Here is a 20,209-nt window from a genome sequence, read left to right as displayed (position 1 = left end):
CCCGCCCGCCGGCAATCCGGCGGCGGGCGGCTTTGTCCGGCGCGCCGTCCCTGCTATCGGCCCGCTCCATGTTGACAATCAACGGAATCACGGTGCGGCTCGGCGGCCGCCTCATCCTCGACAATGCGACGGCGGCGCTGCCGCCACGCAGCCGCGTCGGGCTGATCGGCCGGAACGGCGCCGGCAAGTCCACGCTGATGCGCGTCATCGCCGGCCAGGGCGAGGCGGACAGCGGATCGGTCGACATGCCGAAGGGCGCGCGCATGGGCTATATCGCGCAGGAGGCGCCGGCCGGGTCCGCCAGCCCCTTCGAAACCGTGCTCGCCGCCGATATCGAGCGCGCCGCCCTGCTCGCCGAGGCGGAGCACAGCCACGATCCCGACCGGCTGGGCGAGATTCATGAGCGGCTGAACGCGATCGACGCCCATTCGGCCCCCGCGCGCGCGGCCAAGATCCTGATCGGCCTCGGTTTCGACGAGGAGATGCAGCATCGCCCGCTCGACAGCTTCTCGGGCGGCTGGCGGATGCGCGTGGCGCTCGCCGCCCTCCTCTTCTCCGAGCCCGACCTGCTGCTGCTCGACGAGCCTTCGAACCATCTCGATCTCGAAGCGACCTTGTGGCTGGAGAATTTCCTCAAAAGCTATCGCGCCACGATCCTCGTCGTCAGCCATGAGCGCGACCTGCTCAACAATGTCGTCGATCACATCCTCCACCTCGATAAGGGGCGGGTGACGCTCTATCCGGGCGGCTATGACGCGTTCGAGAAGCAGCGGGCCGAGCGGCTCGCGCTGCAGGCCAGCTCGCGCGAGAAGCAGCTTGCCCAGCGCGCCAAGCTGCAGGCCTTCGTCGATCGCTGGCGCGCCAAGGCCACCAAGGCCAAGCAGGCGCAGAGCCGGGTGAAGGCGCTGGCGAAGATGGAGCCGATCGCCGCCCTCGTCGAGGATCCGACGATGAGCTTCGATTTCCCCAGCCCCGAAAACGGGCTGAAGCCACCGCTCATCACGCTCGACCTTGCCGCCGTCGGCTATGGCGATCGCACCATCCTGTCGCGGCTCAACCTGCGGCTCGATCCCGACGATCGCATCGCGCTGCTCGGCCGCAACGGCAACGGCAAGACGACGCTGGCGCGGCTGCTGGCGGCCCAGCTCGTGCCGATGGAAGGCACCGTTACCACCGCCGGCCGGATGCGCGTCGGCTATTTCACCCAATATCAGGTGGAGGAGCTGGACGCCGCCGATACGCCGCTCCAGCATATGAGCCGGCTGATGCCCGATGCGAAGCCCGCCGCCGTGCGCGCGCAGCTCGGCCGCTTCGGCTTTTCGGGCGACAAGGCGACGATCGAGGTCGGCAAGCTATCCGGCGGCGAGCGCGCGCGGCTGGCGCTCGCGCTCATCACCCGCGATGCGCCGCACATGCTGATCCTCGACGAGCCGACCAACCATCTCGACGTCGATGCGCGCGAGGCGCTGGTCCAGGCCCTCAACGATTATGAAGGCGCGGTGGTCGTGGTCAGCCATGATCGCCACATGCTGGAACTGACCGCCGACCGCCTGGTGCTGGTCGACGGCGGCACCGCGCGCGAATTTGCCGGCACGCTCGACGATTATACCGATCTCGTCCTCGGCCGGGGCGAGCAGGCGCGCGCTGCATCCGGCAGCGGCGAGGCGAAGACCAGCCGCAAGGACGATCGCCGCGCGGCGGCCGAGGCGCGAGAGCGCAACGCCGCGCTTCGCAAGCGGGTGAAGGCGGCGGAGGAGCAGATCAGGAAGCTCGGCGAACGGCGCTCCGCGCTCGACCGGGCGATGTTCGATCCCGCCAGCGCCGATCCGCAGGACCGCGACCAGACGATGACGACGCTGATGAAGCGCCGCGCCGATGTCGAAGCGAAGCTCGAGACCGCCGAGGCGGAATGGCTGGAAGCGAGCGAGGCGCTCGAATCAACGCCGTGACGGTCCAGCCGGGTCGGGCGTTATAACCCGATCACGCCTTGCCCCGGATAGGCGACCAGCAGGTTGGCATCGTCCCCCACGTCCAGCGTCGCCTCGTCCTCGATCATCCACACCCCGCCGGCGGTGAAGGGTTCGCCGTCGATCCGGCCCTCGCCGCCGCCGATCGGGATCAGCCAGATCGGCCGCCCCTCGCCCGCCTTGATCGCGGTGCGCCGCGCGCCCGTCCACCGTTCCAGCACGAAGGCCGGCCCGTCGGCGAACACCATCCGCCCGGCCGCCACCTCGCGCGGGATATAGGTGGCGACGTAAGGGACCGGATCGGATGCCGCGATCCCGTCGTCCAGATGCAGCTCGCGCGGGCGGCCATAATCGTAGAGCCGATAGGTGAGGTCCACATTCTGCTGCACCTCCACCAGCGTCAGCCCTTCGCCGATCGCATGCACGGTGCCGGCGGGCGAATAATAGACGTCGCCGGATTTCACCGTCTTCCAGCACATCTTGTCCTCGATCGATCCGTCGAGCGCCGCCTCGCGCAGCTCCTCGCGGGTCATCGGGAAACGGGTGCCGATGGCGATCGTGGCATGCGCCTCCGCCGCCAGCACCACCCACGCCTCGTCCTTGCCGCGCGAATAGCCGTGCGCCCGCGCCTGCTCGTCATCGGGATGCACCTGGATCGACAGCTTCTCGCTGGTGAAGAGATATTTGACGAGCAGCACCGGATCGCGCCCTTCCGGCGCCTGGAACCAGATCTCGCCCACCGGATCGCCGCCGGCCGGAACATCGGCGAAGCCCGGCCACAATTTCATGCGGCCCCAGGGTTTCTCGACACGCTTGGTCGTGAGGCGGATGGCGGGCATGACTATCTCCGAATCAGCACAACATGAGGGGACGTCGCCTGTTCCCTTGAGTAATGGCGAAGGGGGGATATCTAGACAACAGGTTCCCGGAGGCGAGGCCTTATGCGCCCCCGCCTGATATTTGAAAGGCTTGGAGTTATGAGCAGCGATCCCGTGGTGATCCTGTCCTATGCGCGGACGCCGATGGGCGGCTTCCAGGGCGCGCTGGCGGGGGCATCCGCGACCGATCTGGGCGCGACGGCGGTGCGCGCGGCGGTGGAGCGGGCCGGCGTCGACCCCGCCGCGATCGAGCGGATCTACATGGGCTGCGTGCTGCCGGCCGGGCTGGGCCAGGCGCCGGCGCGGCAGGCGGCGCTGGGGGCGGGCCTGCCCCAGTCGGTCGAGGCCACGACCGTCAACAAGATGTGCGGATCGGGCATGCAGGCGGCGATCATGGCGGCGGAGGCGATCGCCGCTGGATCGGCCGACATCATCGTCGCGGGCGGGATGGAGAGCATGACCAACGCTCCCTATGCGCTGCCCAAGCACCGTTCGGGCGCGCGCATCGGCCATGACCGCGTGATCGATACGATGATGATGGACGGGCTGGAGGATGCCTATGACAAGGGCAGGCCGATGGGCGCCTTCGCCGAGGATACGGCGCGCGACTATCAGTTCACCCGCGAGGAACAGGACGAATATGCCCTCCGCTCGCTGTCCCGCGCCAAGGCCGCGATCGAAAGCGGCGCCTTCGCCGGCGAGATCGTGGCGGTCGACGTCGTCACCCGCAAGGGGCCGGTGACGGTCGACACCGACGAACAGCCCGGCAATGCCATGCCGGACAAGATACCCAATCTGAAGCCCGCTTTCGCCAGGGACGGCACGATCACGGCCGCCAGCTCCGCCTCCATCTCCGACGGCGCCGCCGCCCTGGTGATGACGCGGCAAAGCACGGCGGACGCGCAGGGGCTGAAGCCGGTGGCGCGGATCGTGGCCCAGGCGGCGCACGCCCATGCCCCGGCGCTGTTCACCACCGCCCCGGTGGATGCGATGCGCAAGGTGCTGGAAAAGGCCGGGTGGAGCGTGGACGATGTCGACCTGTTCGAGGTGAACGAGGCCTTCGCCGTGGTGCCGATGATCGCCGCCAAGGACCTCGGCATCCCGGTGGACAAGCTGAACGTCAATGGCGGGGCGACGGCGCTCGGCCATCCCATCGGCGCATCGGGGGCGCGGATCATCGCCACGCTGGTCGCGGCGCTCCAGCAACGCGGGCTGAAGCGCGGCGTCGCCAGCCTCTGCATCGGCGGCGGCGAGGCCACGGCCGTCGCCCTCGAACTCTGCTGAAACGGAAGGCTGAAAATGGATATCAGGGGTGAAGCCGCCATCGTCACCGGCGGCGCATCGGGACTGGGCGGCGCCACGGCGGAGATGCTCGCCGCCAAGGGCGCCAAGGTCGCCATCTTCGACCTGAACGAGGAGGCCGGCAAAGCCGCCGCCGCGAAGATCGGCGGGCTTTTCTTCAAGGTGGACGTGACCGACGACGCCTGCGTCGCGGATACCATCGCGGAGGCCGAGGCCGCGCACGGGGTGGCCCGCATTCTCGTCAACTGCGCCGGCATCGCGCCCGCGATCAAGACGTTCAATCGGGAGTTCGTGCCCCACCCGCTCGATTCCTTCCGCAAGGCGGTGGAGATCAACCTGGTCGGCACGTTCAACCTGCTGTCCAAGTTCGCGGCCCGGCTGGCGCAGGCCGATCCCGTGGGCGAGGAGCGCGGCGTGATCGTCAACACCGCCTCGGTCGCCGCTTATGACGGGCAAATCGGCCAGGCCGCCTATGCCGCCTCCAAGGGCGGCGTCGTCGGCCTCACCTTGCCGGTGGCGCGCGATCTCGCCCAATATGCGATCCGCGTCGTCACCATCGCGCCGGGCATCTTCTGGACGCCGATGCTGGCCGGCCTGCCCCCGGCCGCAACGGAATCGCTGGGCCGGCAGGTGCCCTTCCCCAACCGGCTCGGCAAGCCCGAGGAATATGCCCAGCTCGTCGAAAGCATCGTCGCCAATCCGATGCTGAACGGCGAGGTGATCCGTCTCGACGGGGCGATCCGCATGGCGCCGAAATAAGGCACACGCCCATCCCTATTTAATGTCCCTATCGCGAATGCCGCCGTCGCCTGCCGCTGGCAGCGGCGGTGGCGGGCGGCTACCCGATAGGGATCAATGGAGAGATGCGCATGACGTATGATTTTTCGGGCAAGGTCGCGCTCGTCACCGGCGCCGGCGGCGGGATCGGCCGGGCGACGGCCGAGGCGCTGGCGGCCAGCGGCGCCAGGGTCGTCGTGGGCGACGTATCGGAAAAAGGCGGCGAGGAAACCGTGGCGCTGATCGCGGCCAGGGGCGGCACCGCCAGCTTCGTGCGCTGCGACGTGAGCAAGCCGGAGGACGTGCAGGCGATCGTCGATCATGCCGTGAACAGCTATGGCGGGCTGGACATCGCCGTGAACAATGCCGGCGTCGACCTGGAGGTGGTGCCGGTCGCGCAGTGGAAGCTCGAGGATTTCGATCGCATCCACAGCATCAACACGCGCGGCGTGTTCCTGTGCATGAAGGCGGAAATCGCCGCGATGGAAGGCAAGGGCGGCGCGATCGTCAATGTCGGGTCGCTCGCCTCGGTGAACGGCGTCGCCAACAAGCCGGCCTATACCGCCAGCAAGCATGCCGTGCTGGGCATGACCCGCGCGGCCGCCCTGCAATACGCGTCGAGCGGCATCCGCATCAACGCGGTCTGCCCGGCGGCGGTGCGCACCGCGATCCTGATCGACAATGTCGGCACCTCGGCCGAGGCCGCCGCCGCCGTCGGCGCCGCCCACCCGATCGGCCGCGCCGCCGAACCGGACGATATCGCCCAGGCGATCCTGTGGCTGGCATCGCCGGCATCGGGCTTCGTGGTCGGCCACGGGCTGCTCGTCGATGGGGGCCTTTCGGTCCAGTAAGCGGAAGGATCAGGGCGATGGCGGATCGCGTGCTGGAAGGACAGACGGCGTTCATCACCGGCGGCAGCGGCGGCATCGGCAGCGCCACCGCCCGCCTGCTGCTGCAGGACGGGGCCGAGGTGCTGCTGATGGGCCGGCGGGGCGAGGCGCTGGAGCGGACGCGCGAGGCGCTGATCGCCGACGTGCCCGGCGCCCGGATCGATCTTCATGTCGGCGATGCCGGCCAGCAGGCCGATGTCGAGGCGGGGCTCGACAAGGCCGTGGCGATGAGCGGGCGGCTGGACATCATCGTGCCCACCGTCGGCGGCGGCGGCTTTCGCCCGATCCTGATGCACGACGCGGATTCGTTCCGGGCCGAGCTGGACTATAACATCATCACCGCCTTCCTGGCCGTGCGCTACGGCGTGCCGCGCATGAAGGCGGGCGGATCGATCGTGCTGATATCCTCGACGGCGGCGATGATGCCCTTCCCCTGGCTGGGCGCCTATTGCACGGCGAAGGGCGGGCTGGAGCAGTTCGTCCGCACCGCCGCCGACGAGCTGGCCGGCGCCAATGTCCGCATCAACGCCATCCGCCCCGGCATGACGCGCAGCGAGGCGACCGGCGCGATGTTCGACGATCCGGCGATCATCCAGCCCTTCATCGATCAGATGCCGATGGGCCGGGCGGGCGCGCCCGAGGATATCGCCCGCGGCGTGCGCTTCCTCGCCGGCCCGGAATCGGGGTGGGTGACGGGACAGAGCCTGGCGGTCGACGGCGGGCACGAGCTGCGGCGCAACCCGGATCTCACCCATCTCGCGCGCGGCATCTTCGGTTCCGAAACGATCGACGCCGTGCTGCGCGGCGAGGAAGCGCCCAATGGCAGGGCTCGGTGAGCGTCCCTCATCGATCCCTGGTTAAGCCCGTGCGGCACCCGAGCCTTTCCGGGGCGTGATGCGTCAGCATCCCGGCGCCCCGGTATAAGGCCGCCGGTCAGGCCGCTTCGGCGTAGAGGCTCGCCTCGCGGCCGATGAGGATATCCGCCAGCACGCCATAGGCTTCGGCCCAGGCAGCGAGCACCGCGTCGGTCGCGACGTCCTCGCCCAGCACGTCGCGGATCGCCGGTAGCAGGGCCGCGGCGACGGCGGGATAATGTTCCGGGCGGACGCCGGTGGCGACATGGCGCGCGGCCATCCGCTCGACGGCGCCGGTCAGCGCCTCCAGCTTGTCCACATTCTGCGCGAAGGCGAGGATGGCGGCCGCCAGCCGCTTCGGCTGCTCGCCCGATTGCTGGGCCGCCTGATCGAACATCGCCTTGATGTCGGCATCGACGAAGAGCCGCTCATACATCCGCGTGGTGATGGCGAGGCCATGCTTCTGCAGCGCGGGCGCGGTAGCCTTCACGATCGCGGTGGCTTCGGGGCTCAGACGGGCGGCCATATGCATCTCCGTATAATCATGCTTCCAAAATGCATCTATTTGCCTCGCTGGAAAGATGCAAGAGAAATGCATATTATCGGCGGGTGAAGCTGACCCGCCATACCGACTATGCCCTGCGCGTGCTGCTCTACCTGGCGGCGCGGCCCGACAGGCTCTGCTCGATCGCCGAGATCGCCCGCGCCTATGACATTTCGCAGAACCATCTGATGAAGGTCGCCAACGAGCTTGCGCGCGCCGGCCATGTCGATGCGGTGCGCGGGCGCAATGGCGGGCTTCGCCTCGCCCGCCCGGCGGCGGAGATCAATATCGGCGCCGTGGTGCGCGACACCGAGGATCTGGACGTCGTGGACTGCGGCGACTGCATCATCGCGCCCGCCTGCGGGCTGACCGGCGCGCTCGCCAGCGCCACCCGCGCCTTCATCACCGTGCTGGACAGCTATACCCTGGCGGACATCAGCCGCCAGCGCGCCCGGATCGCGACCTTGCTGGAAACGTCGCCCTAGTCGGCCCGCATCGCCTCGGCCGCCAGCGCCTCCGCCTCGATCAGCAGGGCATCGTCGGCCAGGCCCTGCGCCACCGTCTCCCGCCCGATCATCACCAGCACGGGCACCGCCATCGGCGTGACGCGGGGCAGATCGATATGCAGCATCGTATCGGCCGCGCGATCCAGCAGGTCGCCCAGCCGACCGACATCGGTCATCCGCGCGCGCGCATCCGCCCAGGCGGCGCGCAGCAGCAGATGCTCGGGCTCGTAGCGGCGCAGCACATCATAGATCAGGTCGGTCGAGAAGGTGACCTGCCGGCCCGACTTGCGCTTGCCCGGATGCTGGCGCTCGACCAGCCCGCCGATCACCGCCACCTCGCGGAAAGCGCGTTTCAGCAACGCCGACTGCTGCACCCACTGGACGAATTCGTCCTCCAATATGTCCGGCGAGAAGAGCTTGGCCGGATCGGCGACCGGATGGAGCGAATAGGTGGCGATCGCATAATCGTTGGCGACGAAGCCCAGCGGCATCAGCCCCATCGTCTCCATGCGCCGGGTGAGCAGCATGCCCAGCGACTGGTGCGCGTTCCAGCCTTCGAAGCTGTAGGCGACCATGAAATGCCGCCCCTCGTGCGGGAAGGTTTCGACCAGCAATTGCCCCGGCTCGGGCAGCGCCGATCGCTGCGCCTGCGCCTCCAGCCATTCACGCACCTCGTCCGGGAACCGCCGCCATGCGCCGCTGTCCGCCAGATAGGCGCGCACCCGATCGGCTAGGTTGGTGCTGATCGGCATGCGCGCGCCCATATAGGTGGGGATGCGGGCCGACCGGCTGGTGGCGCGCACGATCAGGTCGGTCAGGTCGACCTTCTGCACCTCCAGGCTGAGACCGGCGAAGAAGAAGGTATCGCCGGGCGTGAGCGAGGCGGCGAAGCCTTCCTCCACCCGGCCCAGGCTGCGCCCGTTGCGGAAGCGGACGTCCAGCATCGGCGCATCGACGATGATGCCCGCGTTCATCCGGTGCTGGACGATGAACTTCGGATGGCTCACGCGCCACAGGCCGTCCGCGCCCTCGGTCAGGCGGCGGAAGCGATCATAGGCGCGCAGCGCATAGCCGCCATTCTCGATGAAGCGGAGCACCTGATCGAAGGTCTCGCGCGGCAGGGCGGCATAGGGCGCGGCTTGGCCGACTTCCGCGAACAGGTCGTCGGCCCGGAAGGGGCTGGCGCAGGCCATGGCCATAATGTGCTGGGCCAGCACGTCCAGCGCGCCGTGGCGGAAGGTCTCCGCATCCAGCGCGCCTTCCTCCACGGCATCCAGCGCCGCGCGCGCCTCCAGATATTCGAAGCGGTTGCCCGGCACGATCAGCGCGCGGGAGGGCTCGTCCAGCCGATGGTTGGCGCGGCCGATCCGCTGGAGCAGGCGCGACGACCCCTTGGGCGCGCCCATCTGGATGACGAGATCGACATCTCCCCAGTCGACGCCGAGGTCGAGGCTGGCGGTGGCGACGAGCGCGCGCAGCCGCCCTTCCGCCATCGCCCCTTCCACCTTGGCGCGCGCCTCCGGGCTCAGCGAACCGTGATGGATGCCGATCGGCAGCGACGCCTCGTTCACCTTCCAGAGATCCTGGAAGATCAGCTCGGCCAGGCTGCGGGTGTTGCAGAAGATGATGGTGGTGCGGTGCGCCGCGATCTGGGCCATCACGTCGGCGGCGGCATAGCGCCCCGAATGGCCCGACCAGGGCACATGCCCCTGCGGCAGCAATATCGCTATCTCCGCCGGCGCGCCCGGCTCGCCTTCGACCAGCGCGACCGCATCGATATCGCCATCGGCCGAAAGCCAGCCGCGATAGGCATCGGGATCGGCCACCGTGGCGGACAGGGCGACGCGCCGCATCCCCGGCGCCAGCGCCTGCAACCGGGAAAGCGACAGGGCCAGCAGGTCGCCCCGCTTGCCGTTGGCGAAGGCGTGGACCTCGTCGATCACCACCGTCTTCAGCGTCGCGAACAGAGCCGGGCTTTCCGGATAGGAGAGCAGCAGGCTGAGCGATTCGGGCGTGGTCAGCAGCATCTGCGGCGGCCGCGCCCGCTGGCGGGCCTTGGTGCTGGATGCGGTGTCGCCCGTCCGCGTCTCCACTCGGATCGGCAGACCCATCTCGGCGATCGGCGTCAGCAGGTTGCGCTGCACGTCCGCCGCCAGCGCCTTCAGCGGCGAGACATAGAGGGTGTGCAGCCCTTCCGCCGGCCGTTCGATCAGGTCGGCGATGCTGGGCAGGAAGCCCGCCAGCGTCTTGCCCGCGCCCGTCGCCGCGACCAGCAGCGCATCGCGCCCCTCGCGCGCGGCTTCCAGCATCTCGAGCTGGTGCCGGCGCGGCCGCCAGCCACGGGCGGCGAACCATCGGGCGATCGCGGGCGGCAGCTCCATCATCGCGACAACGACTATCCGGCCCGCATGCTCCGCGATAGGAGGAAGCACGAAAGGAAACGCCCATGGCCGAATTCGTCCGGCACAAACAACCCTGGACCGCCGACGAGCTCACCAAGCTCCGCCGCCTGGCCGAAAAGGGCATGGCGCTGCGCGCCATCGCCAAGGCGCTGACCCGCAGCGAGGAATCGGTGAAGGACCGCGCCAAGCAGGACGGCATCAGGATCACCAAGCTGCACTGAGCGCTGCCGGGCCGGCGCACCACCGCGCATGGAACCTGACGGCGCATCGACCATATAACCTCCATGCGGCAATCGATCGCCTGGATACGGCCTCAAGCGGAAGGCATTTACCTGCCGGAAGCGGATGCGTGGATCGATCCGGCCGGGCCGGTCGCCCGCGCGATCGTCACCCACGGCCATGCCGATCATGCCAGGGGCGGCCATGGAAGCGTGCTGGCGACGGCCGAGACGCTGGCGATCATGGAAACCCGCTACGGGCCGCAGAACGGCCAGGCCGTCGCTTATGGCGAGACCGTGCGGCCGGGCGGCATGGCGGTGCGCTTCGTGCCCGCCGGGCATGTGCTGGGATCGGCCCAGATCGTGCTGGAACAAGCGGGCACCCGCATCGTCGTCTCCGGCGACTATAAGCGCCGCCCCGATCCGACGTGCGCGCCCTTCGAGCCTGTGCCCTGCGACATCTTCGTCACCGAGGCCACGTTCGCCCTCCCGATATTCCGCCATCCCGATACGGGATCGGAGATCGATCGGCTGCTCGCCACCCTCCATGCCAATCCCGATCGCTGCGTGCTGGTGGGCGCCTATGCGCTCGGCAAGGCGCAGCGGGTGATCGCGGAGCTGCGGGGGCGCGGGCATGACGCACCGATCTTCATCCACGGCGCATTGCAGCGGCTATGCGATCTCTACCGGCAGTTCGGGGTGGATCTCGGGCCGCTGGAACCGGCGACGGGCAGGGTCGCCGCCGATATCCGGGGCCATGTGGTGCTGGCGCCGCCATCCGCCCTCAACGATCGCTGGTCCCGGCGCCTGCCCGATCCGGTCACGGCCATGGCATCGGGCTGGATGCGCATCCGCCAGCGCGCGCGCCAGCGGAACGTGGAATTGCCGCTGGTGATATCCGACCATGCCGATTGGGACGAACTGACCGCCACCCTGCACCAAATCGCGCCGGGGGAGGTGTGGATCACCCACGGGCGCGAGGATGCGCTTGCCCATTGGTGCGCGACCCGCCAGATCAGCGCCCGCGCGCTGGACCTGGCGGGCCGCGAGGACGAGGACGATTAGGCCTTCGTCCAGGCCTTCTCGGCCGTCACGCCACCTTCTTGCCGGCGACGATGCCCAGCACGACGAACAGCAGGAACAGGGCGATGGCCACGACGAACAGGATCTTGGCGATGCCGACGAACGCGCCGCCGATCCCGCCAAAGCCCAGCAACCCCAGAATCGCGCCCAACACCAGGAAGATCAGCGCCCATTTCAGCATCTATTTTCTCCCAACGGCTTCATGCGTGAACAACGCCGGCTGAATCAGCCCGTTCCATCATCGTGGAAGGATTATCCTGATCCTTTTGCCGATATCTCCGCGGAATCCATCTCTCGCGGAAGGCGCAAGAATCCATGAAGGTTACAATAAATACACATATATGATCAGGCGAATCCGATCATTTCTTGGGATTCACCGACGAAATCACCGAAAGACTACGTATAGTCATTTCACACGCTCAACGAACGATGCGTGAAATGAGTCGGCGGATTTTACATAGTCGATTCCACCGGAATCGGATTATCCTTGAAATACAGATATTCACCATGTTGGCACGCGCTATGCATCTATGTCGTCGGTTTCGACAGGAGAAGCGCCGTGTTGAAGAAAGCTTTGCTTACACTTGCCGCCTGCACCGCCGTCGCGCTGCCCGCGCACGCAGCCATCGTCGTATCCAGCGTGCCCGGATCGGATCCCTATGCGGGGCCGGCGCCGACCTATAATTTCGACAGCCCGACGGCAGCCTGGGACGGATCGGTCTTCTTCGATTCGCTCAGCGGCCATCGCGCCCAGCCCTTCGGCAGCACCGGCGGCTATGCCTCGGTCGGCGCCGATCCGGATGGCGGCGTGTCGCCCGGCACGCTCGACGTGACGGGTCCCAACGCGATCCTTTCGCTGAGCTTCATCTGGGGTTCGATCGACGACTACAACCAGGTCGAGTTCCAGGATGCGCTGGGTAATGTGCTGGCGACCTTCACGGGCGGCTCCGACGGCATCGCGCCTGCCGACGGCAACCAGACGAGCGCCGATTCGAACCGGCTGGTGACGTTCACCATCACCGGCGACGATCGCACGAACCTGGCCAAGCTGGTCTTCACCTCGGGCGGCCAGAATGCGTTCGAGTTCGACAATGTCTTCATCGAACGCCTTCTTCCCCAGAACAATCCGGTTCCCGAACCGGCGACCTGGGCGATGATGATCGCGGGCTTCGGCCTGATCGGCGCGTCCATGCGTATCCGGCGGACGCGGGTGTTCTTCGCCTGATCTTTTCGAATATCGCGCGAGAAAAGCGCCGTCGGTCAGGGGGCCGGCGGCGCTTTTTCTATTTCATCTTCGATATGTGCGGGATCGGCGGGGGCTCATGACCGCAGCGCCGATATCCTCCGGGGTGAAAGCTAACCCGAGCGGCGCCGGCCTCTCGCCGCCGCCAAGAAAAAGGGCGGGCCGCCATGGCAGCCCGCCCCTTCCGCCGGTGAACCGGTTGACTGGAAGGCCCGGTCAGGCGCCCTGGCTGGCCTCGAACAGGAACCAGGCGCGGCGTTCGGCGCGGTCGGTCCAGTCGTCGAGCACGCCGCTGGTCGCATTGTCCTTGGCGGCATCGACGATATCCTTCGCCTCGTGGAGCTTCTCCACCAGCTTCAGATTGTCGTCGCGCAGCTCGCGCAGCATGTCGCCTGCGGGCACGAAATCGGCGTCGTTATCCTTGATCGACTGGAGGCGCGCGATGTGGCCGATCGAACGCAACGTGGTGCCGCCCGTCTTGCGGATGCGCTCGGCGATCTCGTCGGTCGTGCCGAGAATATCGGTCGCCTGATCGTCCAGCATCAGGTGATAATCCCGGAAATGCGGGCCGGAGACGTGCCAATGGAAATTCTTGGTCTTGAGGTACAGGGCGAAGCTGTCCGCCAGAATCGCATTCAGCGCATCCGCGACATTGCTCACCTGATTGCTCGCCAGGTCGGTCGGGGTCGCGAGCTTGGGCTTGGCCTTGGGCGTCTTCGCCATGAATGTCCTCCTATTGGGCGGCTGAGTTTATCGATTCGCGTCTCTAACGATCAAGATAGGAAAAGGTGGCAGGCGATGCCCGCTTTTTCGCGCGGCATTTCTTCGATCAATCTGATCGGAAGGGCAGGAAAAGCAAGGGCGATCAATGCGCCGCCCCCCAGCTTTGGCCGGTGCCGATCTCCACGCCCAGGGGCACGCTGAGCCTCACCGCCGGCTCCGCCGCGCCCGCCATCACCGCGCGGATGACCGCGCTCGCGGCCTCGACATCCTCGGGCGGCAGCTCGAACACCAGTTCGTCATGCACCTGCAGCAGCATGCGCACCTGTTCCAGCCCCGCCGCGTTGAGCGCCGGCCCCATGCGCGCCATCGCCCGCTTGATGATGTCGGCGCTGGTGCCCTGGATCGGCGCGTTGATCGCCTGCCGCTCGGCCGCCTGCCGCTCGCCCTGCTTGGCCGAACGGATGCCCGGCAGATGCGTCTTGCGGCCGAAGAGCGTGGTCACATAGCCCTTGTCGCGCACGGCGGTGAGCGTTTCGGCGATATAGTCGCGGATGCCGGGGAAGCGATCGAAATAGCGGTTGATCATCGCCTGCGCCTCCGCCCGGTCGACGCCCAGCCGGCCGGCGAGGCCGAAGGCGGAGATGCCGTAGAGGATCGAGAAGTTGATCGTCTTGGCCCGGCCGCGCGTATCGCGGTTGACCTCGCCGAACAGTTCCTGCGCGGTGAGCGCGTGGATATCCTGCCCGTCGGCGAAGGCGGCCTTGAGCTGGGGCACGTCCGCCATGTGCGCGGCGAGCCGCAGCTCGATCTGCGAATAATCGGCCGACAGCAGCACATAGCCCTTGTCCGCCACGAAGGCGTCGCGGATGCGGCGGCCGATATCGGTGCGGATCGGGATGTTCTGGAGGTTGGGATCGGTGGAGGACAGCCGCCCCGTCTGCGCCACCGCCAGGCTGAAGCTGGTATGGACCCGGCCGGACGCGGGATTGATCTGCGCCTGCAGCGCATCGGTATAGGTGGACTTCAGCTTCGAAAGCTGCCGCCAGTCGAGCACCTTGGTGGCGATTTCCACGCCGTCCTCGGCCAGCCGCTCCATCTCGTTCACGTCGGTCGAATAGACGCCGGACTTGCCCTTGCGCCCGCCCTTCAGGCCCAGCCGGTCGAACAGCACCTCGCCCAGCTGCTTGGGGCTGCCGATGGTGAAGGGGCCGCCGGCAAGCGCGTGGATCTCGCCCTCCAGCACGGCGATGCGAGTGGCGAATTCGCCGGAAAGCCGGGCCAGCTCCTCGCGGTCGACGCGGATGCCGGCCATCTCCATTTCGGCCACGACCGGCACCAGCGGCCGATCGACCAGCTCATAGACGCGCGTCGCCTCCTCCCGCGCCAGCCGGGGCTTCAGCTTCCGCCAGAGCCGCAGCGTGACGTCCGCATCCTCGGCGGCATAGGCCGTGGCGCGATCGAGCTGCACCTTGTCGAAGCTGATCTGGCTCTTGCCCGTGCCGCAGACATCCTTGAACGCGATCGGGGCGTGGCCGAAATGGGCGACCGAAAGCTCGTCCATGCCATGCCCGCGCAGGCCGGCGTCGAGATCGTAGCTGAGCAGCATCGTATCGTCATAGGGCGCGACATCGATGCCGTTGCGGCGGAACATGATCAGATCATATTTCAGATTCTGGCCGATCTTGAGCACGCCCGGATGCTCGAGCACGGTGCGGAGCTTCTCCAGCACCAGCGCGCGCGGCAACTGGGGCGGCACCTCGCTCAGCAGCCCATCGCCGCGATGGCCGATCGGGATGTAGCAGGCCCTGCCCGGATCGACCGAGAGGCTGATGCCGACCAGCTCGGCACGGATGCAATCGATGTCGTCCGTCTCGGTATCGACCGCGACCGCGCCGGCGGCGATCGCGGCGGCGATCCAGCGATCCAGCGCCTCCTCCGTCACCACCGTTTCATAGGCGGCATGATCGAAGGCGGGCTGCTCCGCCGCCTCGGGCGCGGCCGGCCGGGTGGCGGCTGGCGCCGTCACCGGCGGCAGCGCGGCGGCGGGCGGACGATAATCATTGCCGCCACCATCGACCTTCAGCAGCAGCGACTTGAAGCCCTGATCCTCGAGGAAGGCGCGCAGCGGCTCCGGCGGTAAACCCTTGAGCGCGAGATCGTCGAGCGGCTCGGGCAGCGGAGCATCGCATTTCAGGCGGACCAGCTCGCGGCTCATCCGGGCATTGGCCGCGTGATCGATCAGCGACTGCTTGAGCTTGGGCTTGCGGATCTCCTCCACCGAGGCGAGCACGGTTTCGACGTCGCCATATTGCTGGATGAGCTGGGCGGCCGTCTTCGGCCCGATGCCGGGGACGCCGGGGACGTTATCGACGCTGTCGCCCATCAGCGCCAGCACGTCGCCGAGCTGCTCGGGCGGCACGCCCCATTTCTCGATCACCTCCTCGCGGCCGATGCGCTTGTTGGCCATGGTATCGAGCATGTCGACGCCGGGGCGGACGAGCTGCATCAGATCCTTGTCCGACGAGACGATCGTCGTCGCCCAGCCGGCGGCCTGCGCGGCCTCGACATAGCAGGCGATGATGTCGTCCGCCTCCAGCCCCTCGGTCTCGATGCAGGGGACGGAGAAAGCGCGGGTCGCGACGCGGATCAGCGGGAATTGCGGGATCAGATCCTCGGGCGGGGGCGGGCGGTTCGCCTTGTAGCCGTCATACATCTCGTTGCGGAACGTGCGGGACGAGGCATCGAGGATGACGGCGAGATGGGTCGGCCCATCGGCCTTGTGGAGATCGTTGACCAGCTTCCACAGCATCGTCGTGAAGCCGTAGACGGCGCCGGCCGGAACGCCGTGGCGATTGGTGAGCGGCGGCAGCCGGTGATAGGCGCGGAAGATATAGCCCGAGCCGTCGACGAGATAGAGGTGGTTGGAAGCCATGGCCAATCGTCTAGCCCAAGCCGGCCGCGCCATCCACCGTCATCGCGCAGCGGAGAGGCCGTCGGGGCAGCCGAAAATCCTGCCTAAAATTTAAGCGAAGTTGAGGAAGTTGAGGATTGCGAGCGGTTTTTCCACCTCCCCCGCAAGGGGCCGTGATCGATCGTGAGAAAGAGCCAAAAATGGTGGATTCCGGCCATTTCTGCTTCCGTTTATAGCATCGCGGTGGGGCTGTAGGACAGCGGCGAGCGCAACCGGCGCGGGCGGGCAGCGTGACACTGGGCTGGCTCGGGTCACGCCGCGCGGACGGACATCTCGCCTCCGGCCTCGTCACCCCCGAGCCGGGAAGCAGGGGAAGAAACCTTCGTTCTTTCTCCCCTCCCTGGAAGGGAGGGGCTGGGGGTGGGTTCCGCCGGGGCAGTCGGCGGTCCTAGCAGGGATCGCCTCAGCCACGCCTTCGGGATCCTGGCTCGGCATCCATCCTTCGCTTGCGCCGACATCGCTTGTCGCACGATGGACCCTGAAACGAGTTCAGGGTGACGATTCCTTCGTGTCGCCCAACTCCCATCCTCTCGATGGCCGTTGGCTCCGGACCGATGGCCCCAACCGTCATTCCCGCGAAGGCGGGAATCCATTGTGTCGGGAGCTATCGGCTCAATCGAGCCAACCGCGTCCATGGATGGCCTACGGCTCCCGCCTCGCGGGAATGGCGGGTTGGGGCCGACCCGGAAAGACCCGCTTCGGCAGCGCGGCAGACCGCGCCGCCGTCGCTACCCGACGGGATCACGGCACCAAAATCGTGTCCTGCGCGTCGATCAGCGTGTCGGGATAGTCGAGCGTGTAGTGGAGGCCGCGGCTTTCCTTGCGGCGGAGGGCGGAGCGGATGATGAGTTCGGCGACATCGACGAGGTTGCGCAGCTCGATCAGGTCGGGGGTGACGCGGAAATTGCCGTAATATTCCTCCACCTCGCGGCGGAGCAGGCGGATGCGGTGGTGGGCGCGTTCCAGCCGCTTGGTGGTGCGGACGATGCCGACATAATCCCACATGAAGCGGCGGATCTCGCGCCAATTATGCTGGACGATCACTTCCTCGTCCGAATCGGAGACGCGGCTTTCGTCCCACGGGCGGATCGGCGGCGGCGCCGGCAGATCATCCCAGTGGCGCATGATATGGCCGGCCGCCGCCTCGCCGAAGACGAGGCATTCGAGGAGCGAGTTGGAGGCGAGGCGATTGGCGCCGTGCAGGCCCGACTGCGTCACCTCCCCCGCCGCATAGAGGCCGGGCAGATCGGTGCGGCCCTTGAGGTCCACCACCACGCCGCCGCAGGTATAATGCTGCGCGGGCACCACCGGGATGGGCTGGGTGGTGATATCGATGCCGAGGCCGATCAGCTTGGTATAGATGTTGGGGAAATGTTCGCGCACGAAATCGGCCGGCATGTGGCTGATGTCGAGGTGGACATAATCGAGGCCGAGGCGCTTGATCTCATGATCGATGGCGCGCGCCACGATATCGCGCGGCGCCAGTTCGGCGCGCGGATCGAAATCGGGCATGAAGCGGTGGCCGGTCGTCGGGATCTTCAGATGGCCGCCCTCACCGCGCACCGCCTCGGTAATCAGGAAGTTCTTGACCTCCAGATTGTAGAGGCAGGTCGGGTGGAACTGCATGAATTCCATGTTCGAAACCCGCGCGCCCGCGCGCCACGCCATGGCGATGCCGTCCCCCGTGGCCCCCCTGGGCGCGGTGGAATAGAGATAGGCGCGGCCAGCGCCGCCGGTGGCGAGGATGGTCGCGCGGCCGGTGAACAGCTCCACCCGGCCGTTGCGCCGGTTGAGCGCATAGACGCCCCAGACATGGCCTTCGCCCGAATAACGCTGGCCGTGCCGCCCGGTGGCGAGATCGATCGCCACCATATCGGGCACGAGGGTGATATTGGGATGATCGCGCGCCGCATCCTCCAGCGCCTGCTGCACCGCCCAGCCGGTCGCATCGTCGACATGGACGATGCGGCGGTGGCTGTGCCCGCCCTCGCGCGTCAGGTGCCAGCGTTCGGATTCGCCGGGGTTGAAGGGCACGCCCAGCGCCGCCAGCCGCTCGATCGCGGCGGGCGCGTTCTCCACGACATATTCCACGGTCGCGCGGTTGTTGAGGCCCGCGCCGGCGATCATCGTATCCTCGACATGGGCGTCGAACGTGTCGCCCGGTTCCAGCACGGCGGCGATGCCGCCCTGGGCGTGCGCGGTCGACCCTTCCGAAAGCGCGCCCTTGGCGAGGACCGCCACGCGATGGCTGGGCGCGAGGTTGAGCGCGGCCGTCAATCCCGCGGCGCCGGAGCCGATGATGACGACATCGAAAGCGTGGTTCTGATCGGTCAAGGCAATGCTCTCTTCCCGCCCGCCGCGGCGCGGGCGGCCTTGCGGGGGTCAGCCGTTCACAGCCCGGGTGAGGTTGAGGAAGACGTCCTCCAGATCGGCCTCGCGGGTGGAGACGTCGACGATGCCGAGGCCTTCGCCCTGCAGCGCCGCCAGCACGCCGCCGGCGTTCAGGCGATCCTTGTTATAGGTGATGACGACGGTGCGTTCGCCCTTCAGCTCGATCTTGTCGAAGAAGGGCGAGGACGGGACCGTCGCGAGATCGCGATCGACCGTGACCTCGACCACCTTTTCCCGCGCCATGCCGACGAGCTTGCGCGTCGGTTCGTTGGCGATGAGCTGGCCGTGGTTGATGATCGCGATGCGATCGCACAGTTCCTCGGCCTCCTCGAGATAATGGGTGGTGAGGACGACGGTGACGCCGCCGCGGTTGAGTTCGCGCACATAGGCCCAGAGCTGCTGGCGCAATTCCACGTCCACGCCGGCGGTCGGCTCGTCCAGCACCAGCACGGGCGGCGAATGGACCATCGCCTTGGCGACCAGCAGCCGCCGCTTCATGCCGCCCGAAAGCGAGCGGGCATAGGCATTGGCCTTGTCGTCGAGATGGACGGCGCGCAGCAGCTCCATCGAGCGGCGCTGGCTTTTCGGCACGCCATAGAGGCCGGCCTGGTTCTCCAGCGTTTCCAGCGGGGTGAAGAAGGGATCGAACACGATCTCCTGCGGCACGATGCCGATCGATCCCTTGGCGTTGCGCGCGTCGCGATCGATGTCGAAGCCCCAGATCTCGGCGGTGCCCGAGGTCTTGTTCACCATGCCCGACAGGATGTTGATCAGGGTGGACTTGCCCGCGCCATTGGGGCCGAGCAGGCCGAAAATCTGGCCGCGCGGCACATCGAAGCTGACGCCCTTCAGCGCCTGCTTGCCGCCGGCATAGGTTTTGGCGAGATCGATGATGCGGATGGCGGCTTCGGTCATGCCGGGGCTTTAGCCGGCCGGAGCCGGGCGCGCAAAGGGAGTCGGCGATTCGGGTGCCAGGCGGATGGACCCGAGGCCTTCGCGGCCTTTTCCCAAGCATTCCGCTAACCATGTTCCTTCACACGAAGTTTACCCGCGCGCGCGCAGATGGGCCGCATGTTTCACCAGCTCCACCTCCGCCGATCGCGCCGCGCGCTTGCCGCCGCCGCCATGCTGGCCGCGATGCTGGCGACGCTCACCACCGTGCACCCCGCCCGCGCGGCCACCGTTCCGGCGCATCAGACCGCTTGAACCGCGGCCCACGGCTGCGCTAGGGGGAAATTCATGCTGCCGCCGCCCGAATCCGTCCGCGTCTCCACCGCCCGCGTCGCCTGCGACGGGGCTTCCGACATTCCCGGCGGGGCCGCGCTCGGCCATCCGCGCGTGTGGATCGAGATCGACGAGAAGGGCTATGCCGATTGCGGCTATTGCGACCGCCGCTTCATCCTGATCGGCGGCCCGGCCGATAAAGGCACCGGCACCGGCCACTGATCCTCCCTTCGACT

The 20,209-nt window shown here is 67.6% G+C and carries 19 protein-coding genes; 11 read left to right on the top strand and 8 right to left on the bottom strand.

What is annotated here, in order from left to right:
* Positions 1 to 68 precede the first annotated feature (68 nt).
* Positions 69 to 1,949 (top strand): ABC-F family ATP-binding cassette domain-containing protein, encoded by a 1,881-nt coding sequence (locus CV103_RS09660; protein ID WP_107394778.1) that lies wholly within the window; start codon positions 69 to 71, stop codon positions 1,947 to 1,949.
* A gap of 20 nt (positions 1,950 to 1,969) precedes the next feature.
* Here CV103_RS09660 and CV103_RS09655 read toward each other — a convergent pair whose 3' ends face one another.
* The gene (locus CV103_RS09655; RefSeq protein WP_107394777.1) at positions 1,970 to 2,806 is read right to left on the bottom strand and encodes a class I mannose-6-phosphate isomerase; all 837 of its coding nucleotides are present in this window, start codon (positions 2,804 to 2,806) and stop codon (positions 1,970 to 1,972) included.
* A gap of 138 nt (positions 2,807 to 2,944) precedes the next feature.
* Here CV103_RS09655 and CV103_RS09650 point away from each other — a divergent pair, with 138 nt between their 5' ends.
* The 4 genes from CV103_RS09650 to CV103_RS09635 all read left to right on the top strand — a co-directional run bounded on the left by CV103_RS09650 (position 2,945) and on the right by CV103_RS09635 (position 6,650).
* Positions 2,945 to 4,129, top strand: coding sequence for an acetyl-CoA C-acyltransferase (locus tag CV103_RS09650; RefSeq protein WP_107394776.1), 1,185 nt, complete (start codon positions 2,945 to 2,947; stop codon positions 4,127 to 4,129).
* Between the two features lie 15 nt (positions 4,130 to 4,144).
* On the top strand, positions 4,145 to 4,906 hold the full coding sequence (locus tag CV103_RS09645) for an SDR family NAD(P)-dependent oxidoreductase (protein ID WP_107394775.1): 762 nt from the start codon (positions 4,145 to 4,147) through the stop codon (positions 4,904 to 4,906).
* A 110-nt stretch (positions 4,907 to 5,016) separates the two neighbouring features.
* The gene (locus CV103_RS09640) at positions 5,017 to 5,775 is read left to right on the top strand and encodes a glucose 1-dehydrogenase (protein WP_070935357.1); all 759 of its coding nucleotides are present in this window, start codon (positions 5,017 to 5,019) and stop codon (positions 5,773 to 5,775) included.
* 17 nt (positions 5,776 to 5,792) lie between these two features.
* Positions 5,793 to 6,650 (top strand): SDR family NAD(P)-dependent oxidoreductase, encoded by an 858-nt coding sequence (locus CV103_RS09635; protein WP_107394773.1) that lies wholly within the window; start codon positions 5,793 to 5,795, stop codon positions 6,648 to 6,650.
* 97 nt (positions 6,651 to 6,747) lie between these two features.
* On the opposite strand, the gene CV103_RS09630 is transcribed toward CV103_RS09635, so the two are convergent.
* Entirely contained in the window at positions 6,748 to 7,194 is a 447-nt protein-coding gene (locus tag CV103_RS09630) for a globin domain-containing protein (RefSeq protein WP_015458988.1), read from the bottom strand.
* Positions 7,195 to 7,277: 83 nt separating this feature from the next.
* Between CV103_RS09630 and CV103_RS09625 the strand changes: the two genes are divergently transcribed.
* The gene (locus CV103_RS09625; RefSeq protein ID WP_015458987.1) at positions 7,278 to 7,697 is read left to right on the top strand and encodes an Rrf2 family transcriptional regulator; all 420 of its coding nucleotides are present in this window, start codon (positions 7,278 to 7,280) and stop codon (positions 7,695 to 7,697) included.
* On the opposite strand, the gene CV103_RS09620 is transcribed toward CV103_RS09625, so the two are convergent.
* Positions 7,694 to 10,102, bottom strand: coding sequence for a ligase-associated DNA damage response DEXH box helicase (locus CV103_RS09620; protein ID WP_107394772.1), 2,409 nt, complete (start codon positions 10,100 to 10,102; stop codon positions 7,694 to 7,696). The genes CV103_RS09625 and CV103_RS09620 overlap by 4 nt on opposite strands.
* A gap of 62 nt (positions 10,103 to 10,164) precedes the next feature.
* Between CV103_RS09620 and CV103_RS22405 the strand changes: the two genes are divergently transcribed.
* Positions 10,165 to 10,341 (top strand): hypothetical protein, encoded by a 177-nt coding sequence (locus tag CV103_RS22405; RefSeq protein WP_170112602.1) that lies wholly within the window; start codon positions 10,165 to 10,167, stop codon positions 10,339 to 10,341.
* 63 nt (positions 10,342 to 10,404) lie between these two features.
* Positions 10,405 to 11,403, top strand: coding sequence for a ligase-associated DNA damage response exonuclease (locus CV103_RS09615; RefSeq protein WP_107394771.1), 999 nt, complete (start codon positions 10,405 to 10,407; stop codon positions 11,401 to 11,403).
* 25 nt (positions 11,404 to 11,428) lie between these two features.
* Here the strand turns inward: CV103_RS09615 and CV103_RS09610 are convergent, their stop codons facing one another.
* Positions 11,429 to 11,602 carry a DUF1328 family protein gene (locus CV103_RS09610; RefSeq protein ID WP_015458983.1) on the bottom strand — a complete coding sequence of 58 codons (174 nt, stop codon included), beginning with the start codon at positions 11,600 to 11,602 and terminating at the stop codon, positions 11,429 to 11,431.
* A 378-nt stretch (positions 11,603 to 11,980) separates the two neighbouring features.
* Between CV103_RS09610 and CV103_RS22825 the strand changes: the two genes are divergently transcribed.
* Entirely contained in the window at positions 11,981 to 12,646 is a 666-nt protein-coding gene (locus tag CV103_RS22825; RefSeq protein ID WP_170112601.1) for an Npun_F0296 family exosortase-dependent surface protein, read from the top strand.
* 234 nt (positions 12,647 to 12,880) lie between these two features.
* Here the strand turns inward: CV103_RS22825 and CV103_RS09600 are convergent, their stop codons facing one another.
* The 4 genes from CV103_RS09600 to CV103_RS09585 all read right to left on the bottom strand — a co-directional run bounded on the left by CV103_RS09600 (position 12,881) and on the right by CV103_RS09585 (position 19,664).
* Entirely contained in the window at positions 12,881 to 13,387 is a 507-nt protein-coding gene (locus tag CV103_RS09600) for a Dps family protein (RefSeq protein ID WP_015458981.1), read from the bottom strand.
* A 142-nt stretch (positions 13,388 to 13,529) separates the two neighbouring features.
* Positions 13,530 to 16,319, bottom strand: coding sequence for a DNA polymerase I (gene polA, locus CV103_RS09595; protein WP_107394769.1), 2,790 nt, complete (start codon positions 16,317 to 16,319; stop codon positions 13,530 to 13,532).
* Positions 16,320 to 17,099: 780 nt separating this feature from the next.
* Positions 17,100 to 18,692, bottom strand: a complete 1,593-nt coding sequence (nadB, locus tag CV103_RS09590) for an L-aspartate oxidase (RefSeq protein ID WP_015458979.1) — start codon at positions 18,690 to 18,692, stop codon at positions 17,100 to 17,102.
* 48 nt (positions 18,693 to 18,740) lie between these two features.
* Positions 18,741 to 19,664, bottom strand: coding sequence for an ABC transporter ATP-binding protein (locus CV103_RS09585; RefSeq protein WP_015458978.1), 924 nt, complete (start codon positions 19,662 to 19,664; stop codon positions 18,741 to 18,743).
* Positions 19,665 to 19,811: 147 nt separating this feature from the next.
* Here CV103_RS09585 and CV103_RS22400 point away from each other — a divergent pair, with 147 nt between their 5' ends.
* Complete coding sequence (locus CV103_RS22400; protein ID WP_170112600.1) at positions 19,812 to 19,955, top strand: hypothetical protein; 144 nt, start codon at positions 19,812 to 19,814, stop codon at positions 19,953 to 19,955.
* A 33-nt stretch (positions 19,956 to 19,988) separates the two neighbouring features.
* Entirely contained in the window at positions 19,989 to 20,195 is a 207-nt protein-coding gene (locus CV103_RS09580; protein WP_107394768.1) for a zinc-finger domain-containing protein, read from the top strand.
* The last annotated feature ends 14 nt before the right edge of the window (positions 20,196 to 20,209 follow it).

Source organism: Edaphosphingomonas fennica, assembly GCF_003034225.1.
In the GTDB taxonomy this organism is placed as follows: domain Bacteria; phylum Pseudomonadota; class Alphaproteobacteria; order Sphingomonadales; family Sphingomonadaceae; genus Sphingomonas_E; species Sphingomonas_E fennica.
The sequence above is the reverse complement of the archived record's forward strand: the minus strand, read 5'-3'. Positions and strand labels throughout refer to the sequence as shown.

Excerpts from the sequence above, each read along its gene's own strand:
- CV103_RS09645 (WP_107394775.1), top strand. The coding sequence starts at position 4,145 with ATGGATATCAGGGGTGAAGCCGCCATCGTCACCGGCGGCGCATCGGGA.
- CV103_RS09585 (WP_015458978.1), bottom strand. The coding sequence starts at position 19,664 with ATGACCGAAGCCGCCATCCGCATCATCGATCTCGCCAAAACCTATGCC.
- CV103_RS09655 (WP_107394777.1), bottom strand. The coding sequence starts at position 2,806 with ATGCCCGCCATCCGCCTCACGACCAAGCGTGTCGAGAAACCCTGGGGC.
- CV103_RS09600 (WP_015458981.1), bottom strand. The coding sequence starts at position 13,387 with ATGGCGAAGACGCCCAAGGCCAAGCCCAAGCTCGCGACCCCGACCGAC.
- CV103_RS09660 (WP_107394778.1), top strand. The coding sequence starts at position 69 with ATGTTGACAATCAACGGAATCACGGTGCGGCTCGGCGGCCGCCTCATC.
- CV103_RS09635 (WP_107394773.1), top strand. The coding sequence starts at position 5,793 with ATGGCGGATCGCGTGCTGGAAGGACAGACGGCGTTCATCACCGGCGGC.
- CV103_RS09610 (WP_015458983.1), bottom strand. The coding sequence starts at position 11,602 with ATGCTGAAATGGGCGCTGATCTTCCTGGTGTTGGGCGCGATTCTGGGG.
- CV103_RS09580 (WP_107394768.1), top strand. The coding sequence starts at position 19,989 with ATGCTGCCGCCGCCCGAATCCGTCCGCGTCTCCACCGCCCGCGTCGCC.
- CV103_RS09620 (WP_107394772.1), bottom strand. The coding sequence starts at position 10,102 with ATGATGGAGCTGCCGCCCGCGATCGCCCGATGGTTCGCCGCCCGTGGC.
- CV103_RS22405 (WP_170112602.1), top strand. The coding sequence starts at position 10,165 with ATGGCCGAATTCGTCCGGCACAAACAACCCTGGACCGCCGACGAGCTC.
- CV103_RS09640 (WP_070935357.1), top strand. The coding sequence starts at position 5,017 with ATGACGTATGATTTTTCGGGCAAGGTCGCGCTCGTCACCGGCGCCGGC.
- CV103_RS22400 (WP_170112600.1), top strand. The coding sequence starts at position 19,812 with ATGGGCCGCATGTTTCACCAGCTCCACCTCCGCCGATCGCGCCGCGCG.
- polA (WP_107394769.1), bottom strand. The coding sequence starts at position 16,319 with ATGGCTTCCAACCACCTCTATCTCGTCGACGGCTCGGGCTATATCTTC.
- CV103_RS09650 (WP_107394776.1), top strand. The coding sequence starts at position 2,945 with ATGAGCAGCGATCCCGTGGTGATCCTGTCCTATGCGCGGACGCCGATG.
- CV103_RS09615 (WP_107394771.1), top strand. The coding sequence starts at position 10,405 with ATGCGGCAATCGATCGCCTGGATACGGCCTCAAGCGGAAGGCATTTAC.
- CV103_RS09630 (WP_015458988.1), bottom strand. The coding sequence starts at position 7,194 with ATGGCCGCCCGTCTGAGCCCCGAAGCCACCGCGATCGTGAAGGCTACC.